The sequence below is a fragment of the Nonomuraea sp. NPDC048881 genome, from assembly GCF_040649795.1.
Classification (GTDB): domain Bacteria; phylum Actinomycetota; class Actinomycetes; order Streptosporangiales; family Streptosporangiaceae; genus Nonomuraea.
This window is the reverse complement of record NZ_JBEZGC010000002.1, coordinates 76,521-94,403: the sequence shown is the minus strand read 5'-3', so window position 1 is coordinate 94,403 and position 17,883 is coordinate 76,521. Positions and strand designations below refer to the sequence as shown.

General features: G+C 72.3%; 20 protein-coding genes. 7 read left to right on the top strand and 13 right to left on the bottom strand.

The genetic code is table 11. From position 1 onward, the window contains the following. Positions 1–498: 498 nt before the first annotated feature. Complete coding sequence (locus AB0C33_RS06040) at positions 499–1,095, bottom strand: DUF1707 and DUF4870 domain-containing protein (protein ID WP_358284116.1); 597 nt, start codon at positions 1,093–1,095, stop codon at positions 499–501. Between the two features lie 130 nt (positions 1,096–1,225). Here AB0C33_RS06040 and AB0C33_RS06035 point away from each other — a divergent pair, with 130 nt between their 5' ends. Continuing rightward, positions 1,226–1,570 carry a hypothetical protein gene (locus tag AB0C33_RS06035; protein WP_352327808.1) on the top strand — a complete coding sequence of 115 codons (345 nt, stop codon included), beginning with the start codon at positions 1,226–1,228 and terminating at the stop codon, positions 1,568–1,570. A gap of 44 nt (positions 1,571–1,614) precedes the next feature. Here AB0C33_RS06035 and AB0C33_RS06030 read toward each other — a convergent pair whose 3' ends face one another. From AB0C33_RS06030 to AB0C33_RS06005, 6 genes are all read right to left on the bottom strand, one after another. Beyond that, the gene (locus AB0C33_RS06030; protein WP_358284114.1) at positions 1,615–2,718 is read right to left on the bottom strand and encodes a DUF4192 domain-containing protein; all 1,104 of its coding nucleotides are present in this window, start codon (positions 2,716–2,718) and stop codon (positions 1,615–1,617) included. 188 nt (positions 2,719–2,906) lie between these two features. Next, positions 2,907–3,674 (bottom strand): EI24 domain-containing protein, encoded by a 768-nt coding sequence (locus tag AB0C33_RS06025; protein WP_358284111.1) that lies wholly within the window; start codon positions 3,672–3,674, stop codon positions 2,907–2,909. A gap of 10 nt (positions 3,675–3,684) precedes the next feature. Further along, positions 3,685–4,266 (bottom strand): nucleoside triphosphate pyrophosphatase, encoded by a 582-nt coding sequence (locus AB0C33_RS06020; RefSeq protein ID WP_352327805.1) that lies wholly within the window; start codon positions 4,264–4,266, stop codon positions 3,685–3,687. Positions 4,267–4,294: 28 nt separating this feature from the next. Beyond that, complete coding sequence (locus tag AB0C33_RS06015; RefSeq protein ID WP_358284108.1) at positions 4,295–4,885, bottom strand: DUF937 domain-containing protein; 591 nt, start codon at positions 4,883–4,885, stop codon at positions 4,295–4,297. Between the two features lie 101 nt (positions 4,886–4,986). Continuing rightward, positions 4,987–6,906 carry an ATP-dependent zinc metalloprotease FtsH gene (ftsH, locus tag AB0C33_RS06010; protein WP_358284106.1) on the bottom strand — a complete coding sequence of 640 codons (1,920 nt, stop codon included), beginning with the start codon at positions 6,904–6,906 and terminating at the stop codon, positions 4,987–4,989. Between the two features lie 37 nt (positions 6,907–6,943). Further along, the gene (locus tag AB0C33_RS06005) at positions 6,944–7,744 is read right to left on the bottom strand and encodes a hypothetical protein (protein ID WP_358284104.1); all 801 of its coding nucleotides are present in this window, start codon (positions 7,742–7,744) and stop codon (positions 6,944–6,946) included. 170 nt (positions 7,745–7,914) lie between these two features. Here AB0C33_RS06005 and AB0C33_RS06000 point away from each other — a divergent pair, with 170 nt between their 5' ends. Then, a complete protein-coding gene (locus tag AB0C33_RS06000) occupies positions 7,915–8,880 on the top strand; it encodes a DUF3616 domain-containing protein (protein WP_358284101.1) in 966 nt (321 codons plus the stop codon). Here AB0C33_RS06000 and AB0C33_RS05995 read toward each other — a convergent pair. Together AB0C33_RS05995 and AB0C33_RS05990 are read right to left on the bottom strand one after the other, a co-directional pair. Further along, positions 8,870–9,538, bottom strand: a complete 669-nt coding sequence (locus AB0C33_RS05995; RefSeq protein WP_358284098.1) for a peptidyl-tRNA hydrolase — start codon at positions 9,536–9,538, stop codon at positions 8,870–8,872. The two genes, AB0C33_RS06000 and AB0C33_RS05995, sit on opposite strands and share 11 nt — an antisense overlap. Further along, positions 9,538–10,806: an MFS transporter gene (locus AB0C33_RS05990; protein WP_358284095.1), complete on the bottom strand. Its 1,269-nt coding sequence runs from the start codon at positions 10,804–10,806 to the stop codon at positions 9,538–9,540. Before AB0C33_RS05990 ends, AB0C33_RS05995 begins: the two co-directional genes overlap by 1 nt. A 71-nt stretch (positions 10,807–10,877) precedes the next feature. Here AB0C33_RS05990 and AB0C33_RS05985 point away from each other — a divergent pair, with 71 nt between their 5' ends. Then, on the top strand, positions 10,878–11,828 hold the full coding sequence (locus AB0C33_RS05985) for a DJ-1/PfpI family protein (RefSeq protein ID WP_358284092.1): 951 nt from the start codon (positions 10,878–10,880) through the stop codon (positions 11,826–11,828). A 6-nt stretch (positions 11,829–11,834) separates the two neighbouring features. Here AB0C33_RS05985 and AB0C33_RS05980 read toward each other — a convergent pair whose 3' ends face one another. After that, positions 11,835–12,599 carry a class II aldolase/adducin family protein gene (locus tag AB0C33_RS05980; RefSeq protein ID WP_352357888.1) on the bottom strand — a complete coding sequence of 255 codons (765 nt, stop codon included), beginning with the start codon at positions 12,597–12,599 and terminating at the stop codon, positions 11,835–11,837. 38 nt (positions 12,600–12,637) lie between these two features. Beyond that, positions 12,638–13,087, bottom strand: a complete 450-nt coding sequence (locus AB0C33_RS05975; RefSeq protein ID WP_358284089.1) for a hypothetical protein — start codon at positions 13,085–13,087, stop codon at positions 12,638–12,640. Between the two features lie 38 nt (positions 13,088–13,125). Here AB0C33_RS05975 and AB0C33_RS05970 point away from each other — a divergent pair, with 38 nt between their 5' ends. Then, the gene (locus AB0C33_RS05970; RefSeq protein ID WP_358284086.1) at positions 13,126–13,740 is read left to right on the top strand and encodes a TetR family transcriptional regulator C-terminal domain-containing protein; all 615 of its coding nucleotides are present in this window, start codon (positions 13,126–13,128) and stop codon (positions 13,738–13,740) included. Here AB0C33_RS05970 and AB0C33_RS05965 read toward each other — a convergent pair. Together AB0C33_RS05965 and AB0C33_RS05960 are read right to left on the bottom strand one after the other, a co-directional pair. Continuing rightward, the gene (locus AB0C33_RS05965; protein ID WP_358284084.1) at positions 13,699–15,180 is read right to left on the bottom strand and encodes an FAD-dependent monooxygenase; all 1,482 of its coding nucleotides are present in this window, start codon (positions 15,178–15,180) and stop codon (positions 13,699–13,701) included. The two genes, AB0C33_RS05970 and AB0C33_RS05965, sit on opposite strands and share 42 nt — an antisense overlap. Then, positions 15,177–15,806, bottom strand: a complete 630-nt coding sequence (locus AB0C33_RS05960; RefSeq protein ID WP_358284081.1) for a TetR family transcriptional regulator — start codon at positions 15,804–15,806, stop codon at positions 15,177–15,179. Before AB0C33_RS05960 ends, AB0C33_RS05965 begins: the two co-directional genes overlap by 4 nt. Before the next feature lie 98 nt (positions 15,807–15,904). On the opposite strand from AB0C33_RS05960, the gene AB0C33_RS05955 reads away from it, so the two are divergent. The 3 genes from AB0C33_RS05955 to AB0C33_RS05945 all read left to right on the top strand — a co-directional run bounded on the left by AB0C33_RS05955 (position 15,905) and on the right by AB0C33_RS05945 (position 17,876). Continuing rightward, on the top strand, positions 15,905–16,480 hold the full coding sequence (locus tag AB0C33_RS05955; RefSeq protein ID WP_358284079.1) for an ABATE domain-containing protein: 576 nt from the start codon (positions 15,905–15,907) through the stop codon (positions 16,478–16,480). A gap of 88 nt (positions 16,481–16,568) precedes the next feature. Beyond that, positions 16,569–17,012 (top strand): VOC family protein, encoded by a 444-nt coding sequence (locus AB0C33_RS05950; RefSeq protein WP_358284077.1) that lies wholly within the window; start codon positions 16,569–16,571, stop codon positions 17,010–17,012. Next, entirely contained in the window at positions 17,013–17,876 is an 864-nt protein-coding gene (locus AB0C33_RS05945; protein ID WP_358284071.1) for a pyridoxamine 5'-phosphate oxidase family protein, read from the top strand. Positions 17,877–17,883 lie beyond the last annotated feature (7 nt).

The following is a 17,883-nucleotide window of genomic DNA, read 5'->3' as shown; positions in this document are numbered from 1 at the left end:
CCCCGCGGTCCGGCTCCCCGGACGCTCCCCGGTCGCGGCCCTGATCCCACGGGGCCCTTGACCAGAGATCCCTCGTCCTCCGCACCTCCGGATACCTCGATGCGGTCCTGGTCCCGTGATCCCTCGGGCCCCGCCCCTAATCCCCAGCCCCGATTTCCCGGGGACGCCCCCGATGTCCCCGGACGTCCCCCGACGTCCCTTGGTTCCGGTACCGCGTGTCTCGGCCCCCGGTCCCCCGCGATTCCTGAGACGTCCCCCGACATCCCTTGAGCCCGATCTGAGTTCCCGGGTCTCGGCATCGCTCGGTCCTGATCCAGATCCTTGGACGTCGCGATCCACCTCTCGGATATCCCCCCGATATCCGGTACCCGCGAGACCCCCGCATCTGCGATCCGCGCGTCCGTCTTTTAGCCGCCGCCGCGCGTCGGCTTCTCTCCAACCCGTGCGCACGCCGCCGTTTCGTCGAGAGCAGGCTCCCCCGCGTGCTGCCGGGAGGCGTTACTTGACCAGGCGGACCGTCAGCGGGTAGCGGAAGCTGCTCTCGGCCAGGGCTGAGATGCCACCGACGATGCCCAGGACGACGGCGCCGACCCAGATCACCGGCAGCAGCACGATGCCGATGACGGTGAGCGGCAGGATGCAGCTCGCCCCCACCACGGTGAGCTGGAAGTTCAGGGCCTCCAGCGCATGCCGCCGCAGGTACGGAGAGGTCTTGGCCGCCGTGAGCAGCAGGATCAACGGGCCCACCACCGGGATCCCGACGGCCATCAGCAAGTGGCCGAGGGCGGCCTGGACGCGTTCGTTGCTCTCCGGAGCCCGCTCCGGACGGACCGGCCGGGGCATCGGCGGCGCGAATCTCGGCACCGCCATCGTCCCGTACAGCTCGTTCATGATGGGCATCAGGTCGCCGTGCGTACGCGCGGTCATCGCACGTTCCAGCCGGTCGTCGAACTCCAGCTTGTCGAAGCGGCCCTCCGCGTAGGCAGCCTTGACGTGCTCGACGACGTGCTCTCGGTCCTGGTGGGTGACGCGCAGATGAGCTGGCGGCACCTGTCCCGGCCCGGGGGTCTTGGGTACCCCAGCCATGATGGTCATGCCTCTCCTTGGAATCGGCAGTCAACTTTCATACTGCGTCCTCGGAGCCGGACGTGCCATCGGGAGAAACCCCGAGCTGTCCCCGAGATCATCCCCGACACCGGCGCTCCGGACGGTATAAAAAGGATCCATGAGATGGCGAGACCGCTACGGTATCCGTCGGCTGCGCGGGCAGAAGATCGCGCGGTTCGACCGCGAGGCGACCGATGCCGACATCGAAGCGCTCATCGCCTTCGCACGTTCGCGGCGTGGCGTCGAGTTCTACGTCGAGCCTGAGACCTTCGCCACCGACACGACCGCTGTGGCGGTGGCCGACGACGGCGAGTGGACCAGGCGCAGGGTCGGGTCGCCCGCGGTGATCCACAAGGTGGCCCGAGATCTGGCGTTACCGGTGTACGACGTGCAGCTGACGGGCTATCCCCCTCGGATGCGTGCTTACAACGAGCGCCGGCGCCGCGAAGAAGGCAGCCTGTAGTTCCGGCGGAAAGGGTGCTGGTGGAGGCCACCGGCACCCTTTCTTCATGCGCTCCCGCCCGGCCCCCGGTGCCGGTCGGGCCCCGGCGGGGGCGGGACGTCGTCGAGCAGGCCGAGCATGGGGATCAGCCAGCCGCCGTTGGCCGGCCCCATGGCGGTGTCGAGCTCGGCGGGGCTGGGCAGGCGGTCTCGGACGACGGCGGGTGAGAGCAGGCTCTGCAGGGCGTGCATCAGGAGATTGGCCATCGAGTAGTGGGGGTCGGTGGTGAGGGCGCGTTCGAGGGCGATGGTGGCCAGGATGTTGTCGCCCGTACGCCAGGCCGCCATGGCCAGCAGGGAGGCGGCCGGCGGGACGAAGCGGGGCTCCAGGCGGCGGGTGAGGTCTTTCCACAGAGGCAAATGGGCCTCGCGCATCATGGTCCAGGCTTCGTCGCGGACTCTGATCACGGTCAGGGCCAGGCCCAGCCGGGCGGCTGCGATGTCGTCGAGGCGGGTGCCGTCGGCGTGGGCGGTCAGGGTCGCGCGGACTTCGGCGAGCGCCTCGGCGACGTAGCCGCGGGCGAAGGTGTCCAGGTCCGGGGCGGCCACCAGGCGGGCGCGGACCTCGGCGACGGCGGTGGCGGTGGCCTGTCGCATCGCCATGCGGACCGGGCCGGCGGCGGGGGCGATCGTGCGTTCGAGACTGCGGCGGTCGGGGAGGGCGACCAGGCCGCGCACGGTGGCCTCGGCCGCGATCTGGCTGGTGGTCGGGTCGTATGGAGTGCCTTCGGGCGGGCAGCACCGGAGCAGGTCGCAGACGTAGGACCAGTAGCGGCCCTCGTGGGCGCGGAGCGCCTCGCCCACGCGGATCTCCGATGCGGCGGCGAGCCGCCTGGCCTCGTCGACGGCGGGTGTGACCGTGTCGCCTCTGCCGTAGCCGACGATGACCAGCTCGGTGACGCCTTCACGGGACAGCAGGCCGGGGAGGGGGTCGAGGGTGCCCCGGGGGAACGGGAGGTCCCACCTCGCGGCCACCTTGGCCTGGCCCCGGTGGAGGCCGACCACGACCAGGCTGTCGTGGGGGTGGAAGCCGACCAGGTAGGGGACGGCGGCCAGGATGTCGGCCGGGCTGGTGAGCGTGAGGCAGGGGGCCGAGGCGTTGGTCGTCATGAGCGTCAAGGGTGCCGGGGAGGCACGCCTCGCAAACGCCCGAGCGCGGTTCTGTGGATGACGAGCGCCCCGACGACCCACCCTGTGGACGACCTCGCACGAATGGAACAAACCGGCAGGTCAGGCGGCGAAGCGGGGAGGGGGATCAGGCGGGTGGGAGGTCACGCAGGTGAGGGGGCGCGGGTGGGTTATGCCGGTGGGGTCAGGTGGGGTGGGTTGGTGGGTGGGGTGGGGGTTGTGCGGGCGCGTACGAGGAGGGCGGCGCCGGCCACCGCGGCCGGCATGGCCACCACCGCCACGAACGGCACCAGGAACAGCAGGAACCCCACCACCCCGAACCCCAGCGTGGTCGCCATGTTCCGGCGCAGCAGCGCGAACCGTTCCTTCCTGGCCACCCCCCGCCTTTCGAGGGCCAGCGTGGTCAGCTCGACCGTCAGGAAGAACCCGGAGACGAAGGCGCCGACCACGGGCACCACCGTCTGGCCGATCACCGGCACGAACCCCAGGAAGAACAGCGGCACGGTGAACAGCAGCACGTAGAACAGGGTGATCAGACTGTCCCTGATCGAGCGGGGCAGCGTCCGCCACCACGGCTGCTCCACCGCGCCGGGCAGCGGGTCGGCCTCGGCCGAGAGCCGTTCGTAGAACGGCTCGCCGATCGCCAGCGTCAGCGCCGTGAACGTCAGCACCGCCAGCGCCAGCCCGCCGAGGAAGATCGCGATGCCGACCAGCGTGCGGAACAGGTCGGCCCAGCTCCACGAGTCGGCGAACGGGGTGAAGAACTCGGCCACGTCGCGCGCGTGGGTGCCGAGCAGGATCAGCGCCGCCACGTAGACGGCGAACGCGATCACCGCCGGGATCAGCCCGAACAGCCACCACCGGCCGTGCCGCGACACCCATCCGAGACCCTGGAAGAAGAAGCCGACGCCGGCGGCGAAGTCGCGCAGAGATCGCATGCCCGGCAGGCTAGCGCCAGAACGACGTGACCGCGTAACCCAGCTCGTCGAACAGCTCGCGCAGCAGCGGCAGGGACACCCCGAGCACGTTGCCGTGGTCGCCCTCGATGCCCTCGACGAACCAGCCGCCGCGCCCCTCGATGCTGAACCCGCCGGCCAGGCCGAGCGGCTCGCCGGTGGCGACGTAGGCGGCGATCTCCTCCTCCGACGGCTGGCCGAAGCGCACCACGGTGGTGGCCACCTGCGCCGCCTGCCGGCCGGCCGGCACGTCGATCACGCAGTGGCCGGTCACCAGGCGGCCGGTGCGCCCGCGCATGATGCGCCAGCGCTCGACGGCCTCCTCGGGGGTGCCGGGCTTGCCGTAGGGGCGGCCGTCGAGTTCGAGGATCGAGTCGCAGCCGATGACCAGCCCCTCCTCCAGCCCGCTCGCGACGGCCTGCGCCTTGGCCTTGGCCAGGACGAGGCTGAGCGCCGCCGGCGAGTGCGCGGAGAAGGCGTCCTCGTCGACACCGGAGACGATCACCTTGGGGTCGAGGCCGGCGTTGCGCAGAACGGTGAGGCGGGTGGGCGAGGCAGAGGCCAGAACGATCACCGTCCCAGCTTACCGAAGGCCCGCGCGGTCACCAGTCGTGGTTGGGGGTGCCCCTCGCGGGCTGCCGGTCGGCCGGGTCGTACGGGCCGCCCTGGGCCGGGACGGTGCCGCCGAAGATGCCGCTCAGCAGGCCGTCGAGCAGGTGGCCGAGGCCGCCGGGCAGCGAGGCGTGCTCCTCGCGCAGGTCGGCGGCCAGGGCGGAGGCGTCCATGTTGGCCTTGGCGGCGCGGCCGGCCAGGAGGGACATGACCATGGGGGCGACGAGCGGGAGCAGCCGCATGATGGTGCCGGAGCTGACGCCGGCCAGTTGCGAGAGCCCGGCCGCGGCCCGTTCGGTGCCCTGGCCGCCGAGGACGTGGCCGAGGATGCTGTGGCCGTCGCGGGTCAGGGAGGCCACGTCGCCGTTGAAGGGGTCGGCGTCGACGTGGTCGTCGAGGGCGCCGCGCAGGGCCTCGGCGCCGTCGGGGTGCTCGGCGTTGCGGGCCATGCCGCCGATGACGGTGCCGGCCACGGCCTCGACGACCTTGCGCGCCGTGGCCGTGTCGGTGCCGAGCATGCCGGCGATCTGGTCTACGCCTGAGTCGCCGAGCTGGGTGAGAAGCTCGTCATTCAGTGTCAAGGCAGTCCCCCGATCCGAGTCGCGGGAGACGTTCCCCGGCCGTGATCGAGGCAAGGCCGGGGTTCCCCTAAGTCTCGGGAAAGGCGGGTCTCCCGCGGGGCTCAGTCGAGGGCGGGCTGCTTGCTGCCGCTGGCCAGGCCGGCGGCGGCGTACGCGCTCGCCTCGTCGAGCGTCTCGTGTTCGAGCAGGGCCGCCACGATGCCGTCGAGCCGTTCGCGGTTCTCGGTGAGCACCTGGACGGCGCGCTCGTAGCACTCGTCCACGATGCGCCGCGCCTCCTCGTCGACGGTGGCCAGCGTGGCCGGCGACGCCTGCGGCGAGGAGCCGTCGTTGGGCAGGATGGTCAGCGGGCCGATCTTCTCCGACATGCCCCAGCGGCCCACCATGCCGCGCGCGATCATGGTGACCTGTTCGAGGTCGTTCTCGGCGCCGGTGGTGATGATGCCGTAGACGACCTGCTCGGCCGCCATGCCGCCGAGCGCGCCGGTGATGCGCCCGCGCAGGTACGGCTCGTCGTAGGCGTAGCGGTCGGTGTCGGGGGTGGACAGCGTGACGCCGAGCGCCCGGCCGCGGGGGATGATCGAGATCTTCCTGACCGGGTCGGCGCCGGGCTGGAGCATGCCGAGCAGGGCGTGCCCGGCCTCGTGGAAGGCGGTGCGGGTGCGCTCCTCCTCCGGCATCACGATGCTGCGGGCGGCGCCGAGCTGGAGCTTCTCCAGCGCGTCCGCGAAGTCGGACATGTCGACCTTCTCCTTGCCGCGCTTGGCGGCGAGGAGTGCGGCCTCGTTGACCAGGTTGGCCAGGTCGGCGCCGGTCATGCCGGGGGTGGTCTTGGCGATGCGGTCGAGGCTGACCTCGCCGTCGAGCGGCACGCCGCGCGAGTGGACCTCCAGGATGGCCGTGCGTCCTGCCGCGTCGGGCAGGCCCACCTGCACGGTACGGTCGAAGCGCCCGGGACGCAGCAGCGCCGGGTCGAGGATCTCGGGCCGGTTGGTGGCCCCGATGACGATCACGCCCTCGGCGCCGGAGAAGCCGTCCATCTCGGTGAGGATCTGGTTCAGCGTCTGCTCGCGCTCGTCGTGGCCGCCGATGCCGCCCGCGCCGCCGCGGGCGCGTCCGATGGCGTCGATCTCGTCGATGAACACGATCGAGGGCGCGACCTTGCGGGCCTCCTCGAACAGGTCGCGGACGCGCGAGGCGCCCACGCCGACGATCATCTCGATGAACTCGGAGGCGCTGGCCGAGAAGTACGGCACCTTGGCCTCGCCCGCCACGGCCCTGGCCAGCAGCGTCTTGCCGGTGCCGGGAGGGCCGGCGAGCAGCACGCCCTTGGGCAGCTTGGCGCCCAGCCTGCGGTACTTGCCGGGGTCCTTCAGGTAGTCGACGACCTCGACGAGCTCGTTCTCCACCTCGTCGATGCCGGCGACGTCGTCGAACGTGACGCGCACCTTGTGGGCCTCGACCGGCTTGGCGGCCTTGGACTTGCCGAGCCCGCTCAGTCCGCCGCCCATCATGCTGGCGCCGCGGCGCATGATCCAGATCCACAGGCCGGCCAGCAGCAGCACGGGCAGCAGCGACAGCAGAAGGTTGGAGAAGAAGCCGCGGGTCAGCGGCTTGGACGTGGTCTCCACCTGGGCCGACTTGAGCTGCTGGTCGAGCTGGTCGGTGTTGGCGAAGGCGGGGATCTCGGTCTGGAACTTGGTGTAGGACTCGTTGCTCTCGGGGTTCTTGGCCGCGCTCCTCAGGTCGCCCTCGACCGACAGCCCCTGGGCGTAGATGTCCTTGACGTTCTTCGCCTCGACCTGCTTGGTGAACTCGGTGTAGGAGATCGTCTCGACCGAGTTGTTGTCGACCAGGGAGGAGACGACGAAGAAGCCCGCGTACACCACGAGCAGGGTGACGACGAAGCGCCACCAGTTGATCTTCGGCCGCCCGCCTGGCGAACCGGGCAGGCCTTCCGAGCGCCAGGGCGGCTTGACCTTGCCCTTGTTCGGTGCCTGCGGCGGTCCAGAGCGTTCCACGGCGTCACTCCCCCACATCGCCGCATACATGATCTTTCTAGCCTAGAACACGCACTCCTGAGACCACGCGGCCAATATCACGCCAACGCTTTCTCTGCGAGTCAGGCACTGTGACGAACGCAAGTCCTGGCTTGCTCATTCCCCCGTCCATCACCACGACGGCCGCCCGGGAGGAATGTTTGCCGTATTTGACGCGGTATACGAGCATCCATCCGGTTTTGACGCGTTGCGAGGCGAGCCAACTGATCTCGGAGCCCTTGGGGTGGTGGTTGAGCGTCCAGCGCGCCGCCAGCAGCGCCGTGTCGCGCGGCGACTTCTGCTCCATGATCGGCAGCGGGCAGGTCACCAGCATGCCGCGCAGCCTGCCGCCGCGCACCGCCGGCAGCACCTGCTTGCTGGTGAACGGCGCCGCCCCGTGCGTCTTCCACGGCTTGCCCAGCCGGGGCACGGCCAGGCCGGTGCGCCGGTCCTTCACCAGCCGTTTGGCCGGCCGGGGCAGGGCCATCCGCTTGACGCGGCCGGTCAGGCGGGGCACCCGCGGGTCGGCGTAAAGGGCCTGCATGGCGGTGTAGCCGGGCGCGAGCGAGGAGCCCGGCGACGGCGTCGGGGTCGGCGTGAGAGCGGACGTCGGCGTGGCGGACGACGTCGGCGTGGGGGTGGCCGACGGCGTGGGGGCCGGCGCGGAGGAGGCGGGTGCGGACGAGGCGGGTGCGGCCGGCGGCGCGGTTACCGGCCCCGCCACGACCTCGTCCGGCCCGGACGGGAGCGCCAGGACGATCACCGTGGCACCGACCGCCACGGCCGCCACGACGGCGAGCCCCCGATATATCGACCGCATCCGGACATCGCCGATGCGGGAGCGCCTGGGCGGTGAAACAGGGTTCGCAGGGCGGTCTGTGGTTCTCACTCGTGAACCCTCGGTCTCATCTTCCCCATGGAGCACGACGGGAGCGTACGACATATCCCGCCATTGCGTGTGTGAAGCGACCGAAGTGCAATCATGGCGGGGTGGAACAGGTGGAACTGCGGTTCGGCGAGGACTCCCGGTTCGCCCAGACGCACACGAATCTCTCCGCGGTCAGGTGGGAGCCGTCGGGACTGTGGGTGGCCGGCGACGAGACCGCCACCGTCGAGCGGCTCACCTGGACCGGCGACCACTTCGGCGACGAGCGCTCCTTCTTCCTGGCCGACTACGTGGACCTGCCCGCCGGACGCTTCGACGAGGCCGACATCGAGGGCCTGGCCAGGGCCGACGGCCATCTGTGGGCGGTCGGCTCGCACAGCCTCAAGCGCCGCAAGGCCAAGCCGGGCAGCCCGGAGAAGTCGATCAGGCGGCTGGGCACGGTCGTCCGCGAGGAGAACCGGTTCATCCTGGTCCGCCTGCCGCTGGACGCGACCGGTGAACGTCCGCTGCCCGGCGCGATCCTGTCCGACGAGCGCAACGTCGCCGCCATGCTGTCCGGCGACCGCCATCTGGCGCCGTTCCTGGCGCTGCCGGGCAAGGACAACGGGCTCGACATCGAGGGCATCGCGGTCGTGGGGGAACGGGTCTACCTCGGGCTGCGCGGGCCGGTGCTGCGCGGCTGGGCCGTGGTGCTGGAGATCCGTCCCGTGGACGACGGCGGCGGCCGGTTACGGCTCGACGGGCCGTACCGCAAGCACTTCCTGGACCTCGGCGGGCTGGGCGTGCGGGACATGTGCCCGCACGGCGGCGACCTGCTGCTGCTCACCGGGCCCACGATGAGCCTGGACGGCCCGGTTCGGGTCGTGCGCTGGCGGGAGCGGCAGGGCGGCGGGCTGGTGCCCGCGCACGACCTGGAGACGGTCCTGGAGCTGCCCTACGGCGTCGGCGACGACCATCCGGAGGGGCTGGCCGTGCTGCCCGACGGCCGGCTCATGGTCGTCTACGACAGCCCGTCGCCCGCCCGGATCACCCCGGCGGGCGGCGTGCTGGCCGACGTCTTCACGATCTAGCGACCCGCCCCAGGAGCCAGGGCGCCTCGGCGACGAACGTGCACGAACCCGGCTCGATCTCGGTGAACCCGGCGTCGCGCACCACGGGCAGCCCGGCGGCCACCTTGGCGTCGAAGTCGTCCCTGCCGGGCGCGGCGCGCACGGAGACCGCAAGGCCGTCCGCCCGCCAGGCGGCCCGCTCGGCCTCGTCGCTGGCCCACCAGGCGAGCTGCGCGGCGTGCCCGGCCTGGGCCATGGCCTTGCCCGCCGACATGGTCAGCACGGGGTTCTCCCACAGGACCGGCGGGCCGGAGGGCGGGTCGCCGGGCTCGGCGGCGTCGCTCAGCTCGGTGCCGCCCACCTGGAGCCGGGCCAGATCCTTGGGCCAGGCGTCGAGCGGGACGGGCGGGTGCACCCGCACCTGCGCCGTGCGGTGCTCGACCGTGCGGCCGGGGAGCGCGGCGGCCCTGCGCCACTCGGCGCCCCTGGCGCGCCGCACCACCTTGCGGATCTTGCCGGTGGACTGCCAGGCGTGCAGCTCGGCGGCCCACTCCCCCGGGTCGTCCAGCAGGCTCAGCACGGCCATGGCGGCGGCCTCCAGCGCGTCGGTGCGCTCGGGGGGAGCGGCCCTCTCGATCCTGACCACGAGGGGGAGGACCATCAGTTCGGTCTCGTTCATCACCGTCTAGCATGCCGGATGGCCAGGGACATTCCCGCGGCCAGCAGGCAGAGGGCGCCGGCGGCGTACCAGGCCAGGTCGTAGGCGCCGAGATGGTCGCGGGTCAGGCCGGCGCCCACGGCGGCGACGGCGGCGCCCACCTGGTGCGAGGCGAACACCCAGCCGAACACGACCGCGCCGTCCTGGCCGTAGATCTGGCGGCACAGGGCGACGGTCGGGGGCACGGTGGCCACCCAGTCCAGGCCGTAGAACACGATGAAGATCAGCATGCTGGGCTCGGTGGTGGCCGCGAACAGGCCGGGCAGCAGCATCAGCGACAGGCCGCGCAGGCCGTAGTAGACGCCGAGCAGCAGCTTGGGGTTGACCTTGTCGCTGAGCCAGCCGGAGGCGACCGTCCCGGCGATGTCGAAGATCCCGATGATCGCGAGCAGGCCGGCGGCGACCGGCTCGGCCATGCCGTGGTCGTGCGCGGCGGGGATGAAGTGCGTGCCGACCAGGCCGTTCGTGCTCATGCCGCAGATCGCGAAGCCGCCGGCGAGGAACCAGAAGGGTCGCGTGCGCGCGGCCGAGCGCAGCACCGTCAGCGCCCGCGCCGCCGCGTTCCCGCCGGCCGGCCCGGTCCGTACGGCGCCCGCCTCGGCGCCGAGCGCCGTCGTGCCCACTTCCTCGGGGTGGTCGCGCAGCAGCCACCAGACGAACGGCACCACCGCGAGCGCGGCGCCCGCCACCGTCAGGGAGGCCACCCGCCAGCCCGGCCCCTCGGCGAGCCAGGCCAGCACGGGCAGGAAGATGAGCTGCCCCGTCGCGCCCGCCGCGGTCAGGATGCCGGTGACCAGCCCCCGGTGCCGGACGAACCAGCGGTCGGTCACCGTGGCGGCGAACACCAGCGCCATCGACCCGGTGCCGAGCCCGATGAACACGCCCCAGAACAGCAGCAGGTGCCAGCTCGCCGTCATGATCACGGTGAGCCCGCTGCCCACCGCGACCAGCAGCAGGGCCAGCGACACCACGCGGCGCATGCCGAAGCGGTCCATCAGCGCGGCGGCGAAGGGCGCGGTCATCCCGTAGAGCACCAGGTTGATCGACACGGCCAGCGAGATCGTGCCCGTGCTCCAGCCGAACTCGTCGTGCAGCGGGGTGATCAGCACGCCGGGGGTGGCGCGGAAGCCGGCCGCGCCGAGGATGGCCACGAAGGCCACGGCCGCGACCCACCAGGCGCGGTGGATCCGGCGGGTCCGCGTGGGGGCGGGGGTGGTGCTCAACGTCATGCGCCAATCCTGATTCATCGCATTTTGACGGCGCGAGTGGCCCGAAAGCCAATATGTGCAAGAATCGGGCCATGGCCCATCGTGTCGCGGTCGTCGTGCTGAACCACTTCGCCCCGCTCGACCTCGGCGTGCCCGGCCAGGTCTTCGAGTCGGCCGAGACGCCGGACGGCGAGAAGCTCTACGAGGTCGTGACCTGCTCCCCCGACCGCGAGCCGGTCCGCTGCACGGCCGGTTACACCGTGCTGCCCGACCACGACCTCGACGTGCTGGACACGGCCGACACGGTGCTGGTCCCCGGCATCCACGCGGGCCGGGCGATGAAGGACGGCACGATCACCGCCACCCTGCGCGGGGCCCTGCAGGACCGGCCGCGGGTCATGTCGATCTGCACGGGCGCGTTCGTGCTGGCCGCGGCGGGCCTGCTGGACGGCCGTCCGGCCACCACGCACTGGCGCGAGGCGGCCCGGTTCGCCGCCCTGTTTCCCCAGGTCAAGCTGGACCCCGACGTGCTCTTCGTGGACGACGGCGACGTGCTGACCTCGGCCGGCGTCGCGGCGGGCCTCGACCTGTGCCTGTACGTGATCAAGCGCGACCACGGCACCGAGGTGGCCAACCGGGCCGCCCGCCGCTGCGTGATGCCGCCCTGGCGGGACGGCGGCCAGGCGCAGTACATCGAGCGCCCCCTGCCGCACGACGGAGCCGGCGGCACCGCCGCGACCCGCGACTGGATGCTGGCCCACCTCGACGCCCCGCTCGACCTGGCCGTGCTGGCCGCCCACGCCAGGATGAGCGTGCGCACCTTCACCAGGCGCTTTCGCGAGGAGACCGGGATGAGCCCGGCCAAATGGCTGTCCGGCCACCGAGTCCGCCACGCCAGGCGGCTGCTGGAGACCACCGACCTCGGCGTGGAGGAGGTGGCCAGGCGCTCCGGCTTCGGCACGGCGGTCTCGCTCCGGCAGCACCTGCACGCGGCCGTCGGCGTCGCGCCGCTGACCTACCGGCACACCTTCCGCAGCTCCTGAGAGCGCCTACTCGAACAGGTCGGGCTGCTCGCGCACGATCTGGTCGTGCAGCGGCTGGTAGTTGATCCAGCCGACCAGGTCGTTGCCGATCTGCTGGTGGGTGAGCGCGGCGTTGTCGGGCTCGATGGGCACGACCTGCCCGGCGGCCTTGGCCAGGAGCTGCACCTGGGCCGAGCGTTCCATGGTGATGAACCACCAGGCGGCCGCGTCGACCGTGTCGCCGACGGTCAGCAGGCCGTGGTTGCGCAGCACGAGGGCCTTGTTGCCGCCCAGCGTCGCGGCGATGCGCTTGCCCTCCTCCAGGTCGGTCACGACGCCCGTGTAGTCGTCGAACAGCGCGTTGTCCTGGTAGAAGGCGCAGGCGTCCTGGGTGATGGGCTCGATGGTCTGGCCGAGCGCCGACAGGGCGCGGCCGTGGATCGAGTGGCTGTGGGCGGCCGCGACGACGTCGGGACGGGCCTGGTGCACCTGCGAGTGGATGGCGAAGGCGGCCTCGTTGACGTGGTAGCGGCCCTCGACGACCTGGCCCTCGTGGTTGACCAGGATGAGGTCGCTGACCCTGACGTGCTTGAACGACATGCCGAACGGGTTGACCCAGAAGTGGTCGCTCAGCTCGGGGTCGCGGGCGGTGATGTGCCCGGCCACGCCCTCCTCGAACCCGAACCTGCCGAAGATGCGCAGCGCCGCCGCGAGGCGTTCCTTGCGGTGCCGCCGCTCCTCCTCGATCGTCTCGAACGTCGGCGGCAGGCGGAAGATGAGGTTGTCCGGCATGGCTCTCCTCGTGCACAGAATGTTGTTCTGACCGCAGACTAACGCCTGAACGGCACGCCCGCCGTCCGCGACCTGGCCAGGATCACCAGGGCCTCGCCGAGCAGGCCGACGCCGATCGACAGCGGGATCGAGCGAACCTCCTCGTGCATGCCGGTGGCCAGCGCCAGCGCGCCCACGCCGAAGCTGATCGCGAACGTCACGACCCACACGACCAGCGTCCGCCAGGTGTAGCGCTGCCAGAGCACGCCGTCCTTGGGGAAGACCTGCGTGGTGGCCGCACGCAGGGCGCCGAAGGCGACGCCGATCAGGGCGGTGACCGCCAGCCACATGATGTCGAGCGCGGTGGGGCGCAGGTCGAGCAGGCCGTGGAGGCCGATGCCGATAAGGATGACCGGCGGCGCGTACACGTCCTTGGCGACGAGCGGCTGGCCGATCATGCGGCGGGCCACGGAGTAGACGACGAGTGCGGCGATTAGTAGCACGTCCATGCTAAATAAATTAGCAGGGCCGTGCTATAAAGGACAACATGCCGAAAGTCGTGGATCCCGAGGCCCGCCGCGACGAGGTGGCCGACGCCGTGTTCCGGGTCGTGCGCCGCGCCGGGTTCGAGCAGGCGTCGCTGCGGAACGTGGCGGAGGAGGCCGGGCTCGCCATCGGCTCGGTCCGCCACTACTTCGCCGGGCACACCGAGCTGATGACCTTCGCGATGCGCGCCTCGATCGAGCGGATCAGCGCGCGGCTGGAGGAACGCGTCGGCCCGCTGCTCGCCGCGCGGAACGGCGAGGAGCGGGCCGAGCTGGTGGAGCAGATGTTGTCGGAGCTGCTGCCCCTGGACGAGCCGCGGCTGGAGGAGGCGGCGGTCTGGCTGGCCTTCACGACGGCCGCGCGCACCCGGCCGGAGCTGCGGCCGCAGGCCCGCGAGGCGTACGACGGCATGCGCCGCCTGGTCGGCCGGATCATCGAGGGCATCGCCGCGCACGGCCGCCTGGACGCCGACGTCGAGGTGGAGACCGAACGGCTTTGCGCGCTGATCGACGGGCTCACGGTCGAGGGCGTGCTGCACCCCGAGCGGATGACGCCCGGCCTGATGCGCCGCTGTCTACGCCGCCACCTCGACACCCTTGCCGAACCAGGTCTCTAGCGCCCGCGTCAGCGTCTCGTCCGGCGTGCCCGCCCAGGCCACGTAGCCGTCGGGGCGGACCAGCACGGCCTCGGCCGGGCACGACGGCACGGTGATCGTCTCGACCCGCTCGTGGCGCACGCGCAGCTCGCCGGTGCGGTCGAGCAGCAGCGGACGGGCCCGGGAGGCGGGCTCGGCGGGCAGATCGGCCAGGAACCGGCCGGCGAGGGGGTGCCCGCTGCCGGGCGTCGGGTAGGGCAGGTCGGAGCCCGCCATGAGCGCCGCGACGCGCCGCCGGTTGGCGTCGTCGTCCAGCAGCTCGGCGAACAGCGTGCGCAGGGCGGTCACGTCGGGGCCCGGCGCGGCCAGGGCGAGCTGGGCGCTGGAGTGCAGGGCCACCCGCTCGGCGGCGGGCCTGCGCTCGGCGTCGTAGGTGTCGAGCAGCCCCTCGGGCGCCCAGCCCTGGAGCTCGGCGGCCAGCTTCCAGGCCAGGTTGGCGGCGTCCTGGAGGCCGAGGTTGAGCCCGGGGGCGCCCATGGCCGAGTGCACGTGGGCGGCGTCGCCGGCCACCAGGACGCGGCCCGCCCGGTAGCGGTCGGCCACCCGGGTCTCGCGGCCGTTCAGCCGCCGGAGCAGGTGGGGGCCCTCGCCGGTGGGCGGGGCGAGCGGCAGGTCGGCCCCGAGCACGCGGGCCAGGCTCGCGCGCAGCTCGCCGATCGTCATCGGCACGTCGTCGCCGGGGACCTCGCAGCCCCACTCCATCGCGGTGACCGAGAGCTCGCCCGGCCCCGTGGGGAGCATCGCGTACGCGCCGCGCTCGGTCCGGTGCCAGGTGTAGAGCGCGAACGTGCCGTGGCCGGGCACCTCCATCTCGGCCGTGCCGGGCCGCACGACCGCTCCCGGCACGGTGACGTGGGCCGTGCGGCTGACGACGTCGGGCGCGCTCACCCCCGGGAAGCCGATGCCGGCCCGCTTCCTGACCAGGCTGTGTGCGCCGTCGCAGCCCACCAGGTAGCGCGTCCGCAGCTCGAAGGGGCCTTCGGGGCCCGTCACCGCGAGCGTGACGCCCTCGGCGTCCTGCTCGAAGCCGGTCAGCTCGTGGCCGCGCCGGATCTGCACGGCCAGCTCGGTGGCCCGCCGCTCGAACAGCTCCTCCAGCTCCGGCTGCCGGACGGGCAGCGCGCGCAGCGGGTTGCCGTCGAGCCCGGCCAGGTTGAGCGGCATGGCGCCGAAGACGAACGCGGGCACCGGCGCGGGCGCCCCGGCGAGCCCGCGCTGGTGCAGCAGGCCGACGACCTGACCGATGATGCCGTTGGCCTTGGGCCGGCCGCTGCGGGCGGGCAGGCGTTCGAGCACGACGGGCCGGACTCCGGCCAGGCTGAGCTCGCAGGCCAGCATCAGGCCGTTGGGCCCGGCGCCGGCGATGACGACGTCCGCGACCGCGGCGTCTGTCGAGGTCATGGGGTCTCTCCTTCGGTTCTGGGGTGGGGGGCAGGCAGCCCCGCGGCCAGGCGGTGCAGCGCCTCGCGCAGCACCGGCACCAGCGGGACGGGCGGGTCGGAGCGCAGCCAGTGGCCGACGGCCACCTGCACGGCGGCGCTCACCGTGGCCGCCACCAGGTGCGGGTAGAGGTCTTCGTCCGGATCGGTGCCCGTGCGCTCGGCCACGGCCGCGGCCAGCTCGCCGTCGGCCGCGAACTGGGCCTTCAGCGCCTCGGCGCGCAACGCGGGCTCCTCGGCCAGCAGCCTGGTGAGGGCCAGCCGGTCGGCGTCGGGCGGCCCCGGGCTGGTCAAGGCGTGTTCCCAGGGCTCGGCGACGGCCGCGATCAGCGCCTCCCACAGCGGCTCGGCCGCCGGGCGGGCGCGCAGCACGGCCACCGTCCGCCGGACGCGGTCGGTGTGGCGGGCGGCGAGGGCCTCGTACTTGCTGGAGAAGTAGTTGTTGAACGTGCGCGGCGACACGCCGACCAGCTCGGCGACGTCCTCCACCCGGACGTTCTCCAGCCCGCGCTCCACGGCCAGCCGGAGCGCCGCGTCCATCAGCGCCTCGCGGGTCGCCCGCTTCTTCCGTTCCCTCAATCCGGTCACTCTTTCAGAGTACGCATTTTTTCTGATCGCGCAATCTTTCTGAAAAAGCAATTCTTTACCTAACGGCCGCACGATCGAGCAGGCGTTAGATTGGAGAGATGTCCACCACGCTGACCATGGAGTTCGCCGGCACGGTCAGAGCCGACCGCACCGGGCCCGTCGACCGGCTGCGCGACGCCGCCGCGATGACCGAATGGCTGCGCGAGCACGCGGCCGACCTGGACCTGCCGCCCGGCTTCACCGCCACGGAGGAGTTGCGCGAGCAGACCGTACGGCTACGCCAGGCCGTCCGGGCGCTGCTGGCCAGGGCGATCACCCCGGAGCCGCCGAGCGTCGCAGACGCGGCCACCCTGCCCGGTTTCGCCGAGTCGCTGGCCCTGGTCAACGCCACCGCCCTGGCCGCTCCCACGGCCCCGCAACTGTCATGGACCGGCGAGCCGGCGCTGACCATGGCCCCCGCGACCAAGGCGAACCCGTCCACGCGCCTGCGGGGGCGGCTCGCCGTCGCGGCGGTGGAGTTCCTGGCCGGGCCCGACCGCGCCCTGCTCCGCACCTGCGGGGCCCCGCGCTGCGTGCTCTATTTCGTCAAGGAGCACCCGCGCCAGGAGTGGTGCTCACCGGCGTGCGGCAACCGCGCGCGGGCGGCGCGGCACTACCGGGAACACAAGAAATAGCCCTCTCTAACGCCAACGACCCACTTTTGCCGTTATATTGATTTCTAACGGCCAATCAGTCGTGCAACCGTTAGACGAGGAGAGTCGCATGTCATTCCGGACCGGGCACGTCGGGCTCAACGTCACCGACCTCGACAGGTCGAAGGAGTTCTACGGCCGCGTCTTCGGCTTCACCGTCGCCCACGAGTCCGCCGAGGACGGCCGCCGCTACGCCCTCCTCACCCAGGACGGCAAGCTGGTCGTCACGCTCTGGCAGCAGAGCGACGGCCGCTTCCCCACCGCCCTGCCCGGCCTGCACCACCTGTCCTTCCAGGTCGAGGACCTCGACGCGGTGCGCAGGGCCGAGCAGGTCATCAGGGAGATCGGCGCGAAGCTGCACCACGACGGCGTGGTCCCGCACGGCGAGGGCGCCTCCTCCGGCGGCGTGTTCTTCGAGGACCCCGACGGCATCCGGCTGGAGATCTCCGCCCCCGGCGCCGCGGGCGACCGTCCCGCTCCCACGGCCGGCGCTCCCACCTGCGGATTCTTCTAAATGAGACATCCGGGGGAGATCGCCGTCCAGGCCCGCGCCGGGGTGCGGACGCCGGGCGCGTTCGGCAGCTCGCGCACCCGCCCCGAGATCCCCGAGGTGGCCGCCGCGTTCCTGCGGGCCCAGCACCTGCTGGTCGCGGGCGCGGCCGACGACCTCGGCCAGGTGTGGGCCGACGTGCTGACCGGGCAGCCGGGGTTCGCCGACGCCGACGACGACCGCACGATCACCGTCCGCGCCCTGCCCGCGGCGCCGCTGCGCGGCCTGTTCACGGCGGAACGCGACATCGGGCTGCTGGCCATCGAGCCGCGCACCCGGCGCCGGATGCGCGTGAACGGCACCGCCGTCCAGGCGGGTGACGGCCTGGTGATCTGGACGGAGCAGGTGTACGCCAACTGCCCCAAGTACATCCAGGCGCGCGAGCCCACCGCCGCGCCCGGCGTCCCGGAGGTCGTCGGCGGCGGGACGCGGCTCGCGCCGGGCCACGTCGAGTGGATCGAGCGGGCCGACACGTTCTTCATCGCCACCCGCGCCGCGGGCCTGGGGGCCGACGTGTCCCACCGGGGCGGCAACCCCGGGTTCGTCCGGGTGACCGGGCCGGGGTCGCTGGAGTTCCCGGACTACGTCGGCAACTCGATGTACATGACGCTCGGCAACCTGGAGCTCGACCCGGCCGCCGGGCTGCTGTTCGTCGACTGGGACGCCGGCCGGACCCTCCACCTGACCGGCCGGGCGGAGGTGGACTGGGCCGCGGAGCAGCGGTCGGTGCGGTTCGAGCTGACCGCGTACACGGAGGTGGACGGCACGGTCGGGGCGGGCTGGACCCCGCCGGAACTCCACCGCTTCAACCCGCCCGTCACCCGCTGACGCCGGG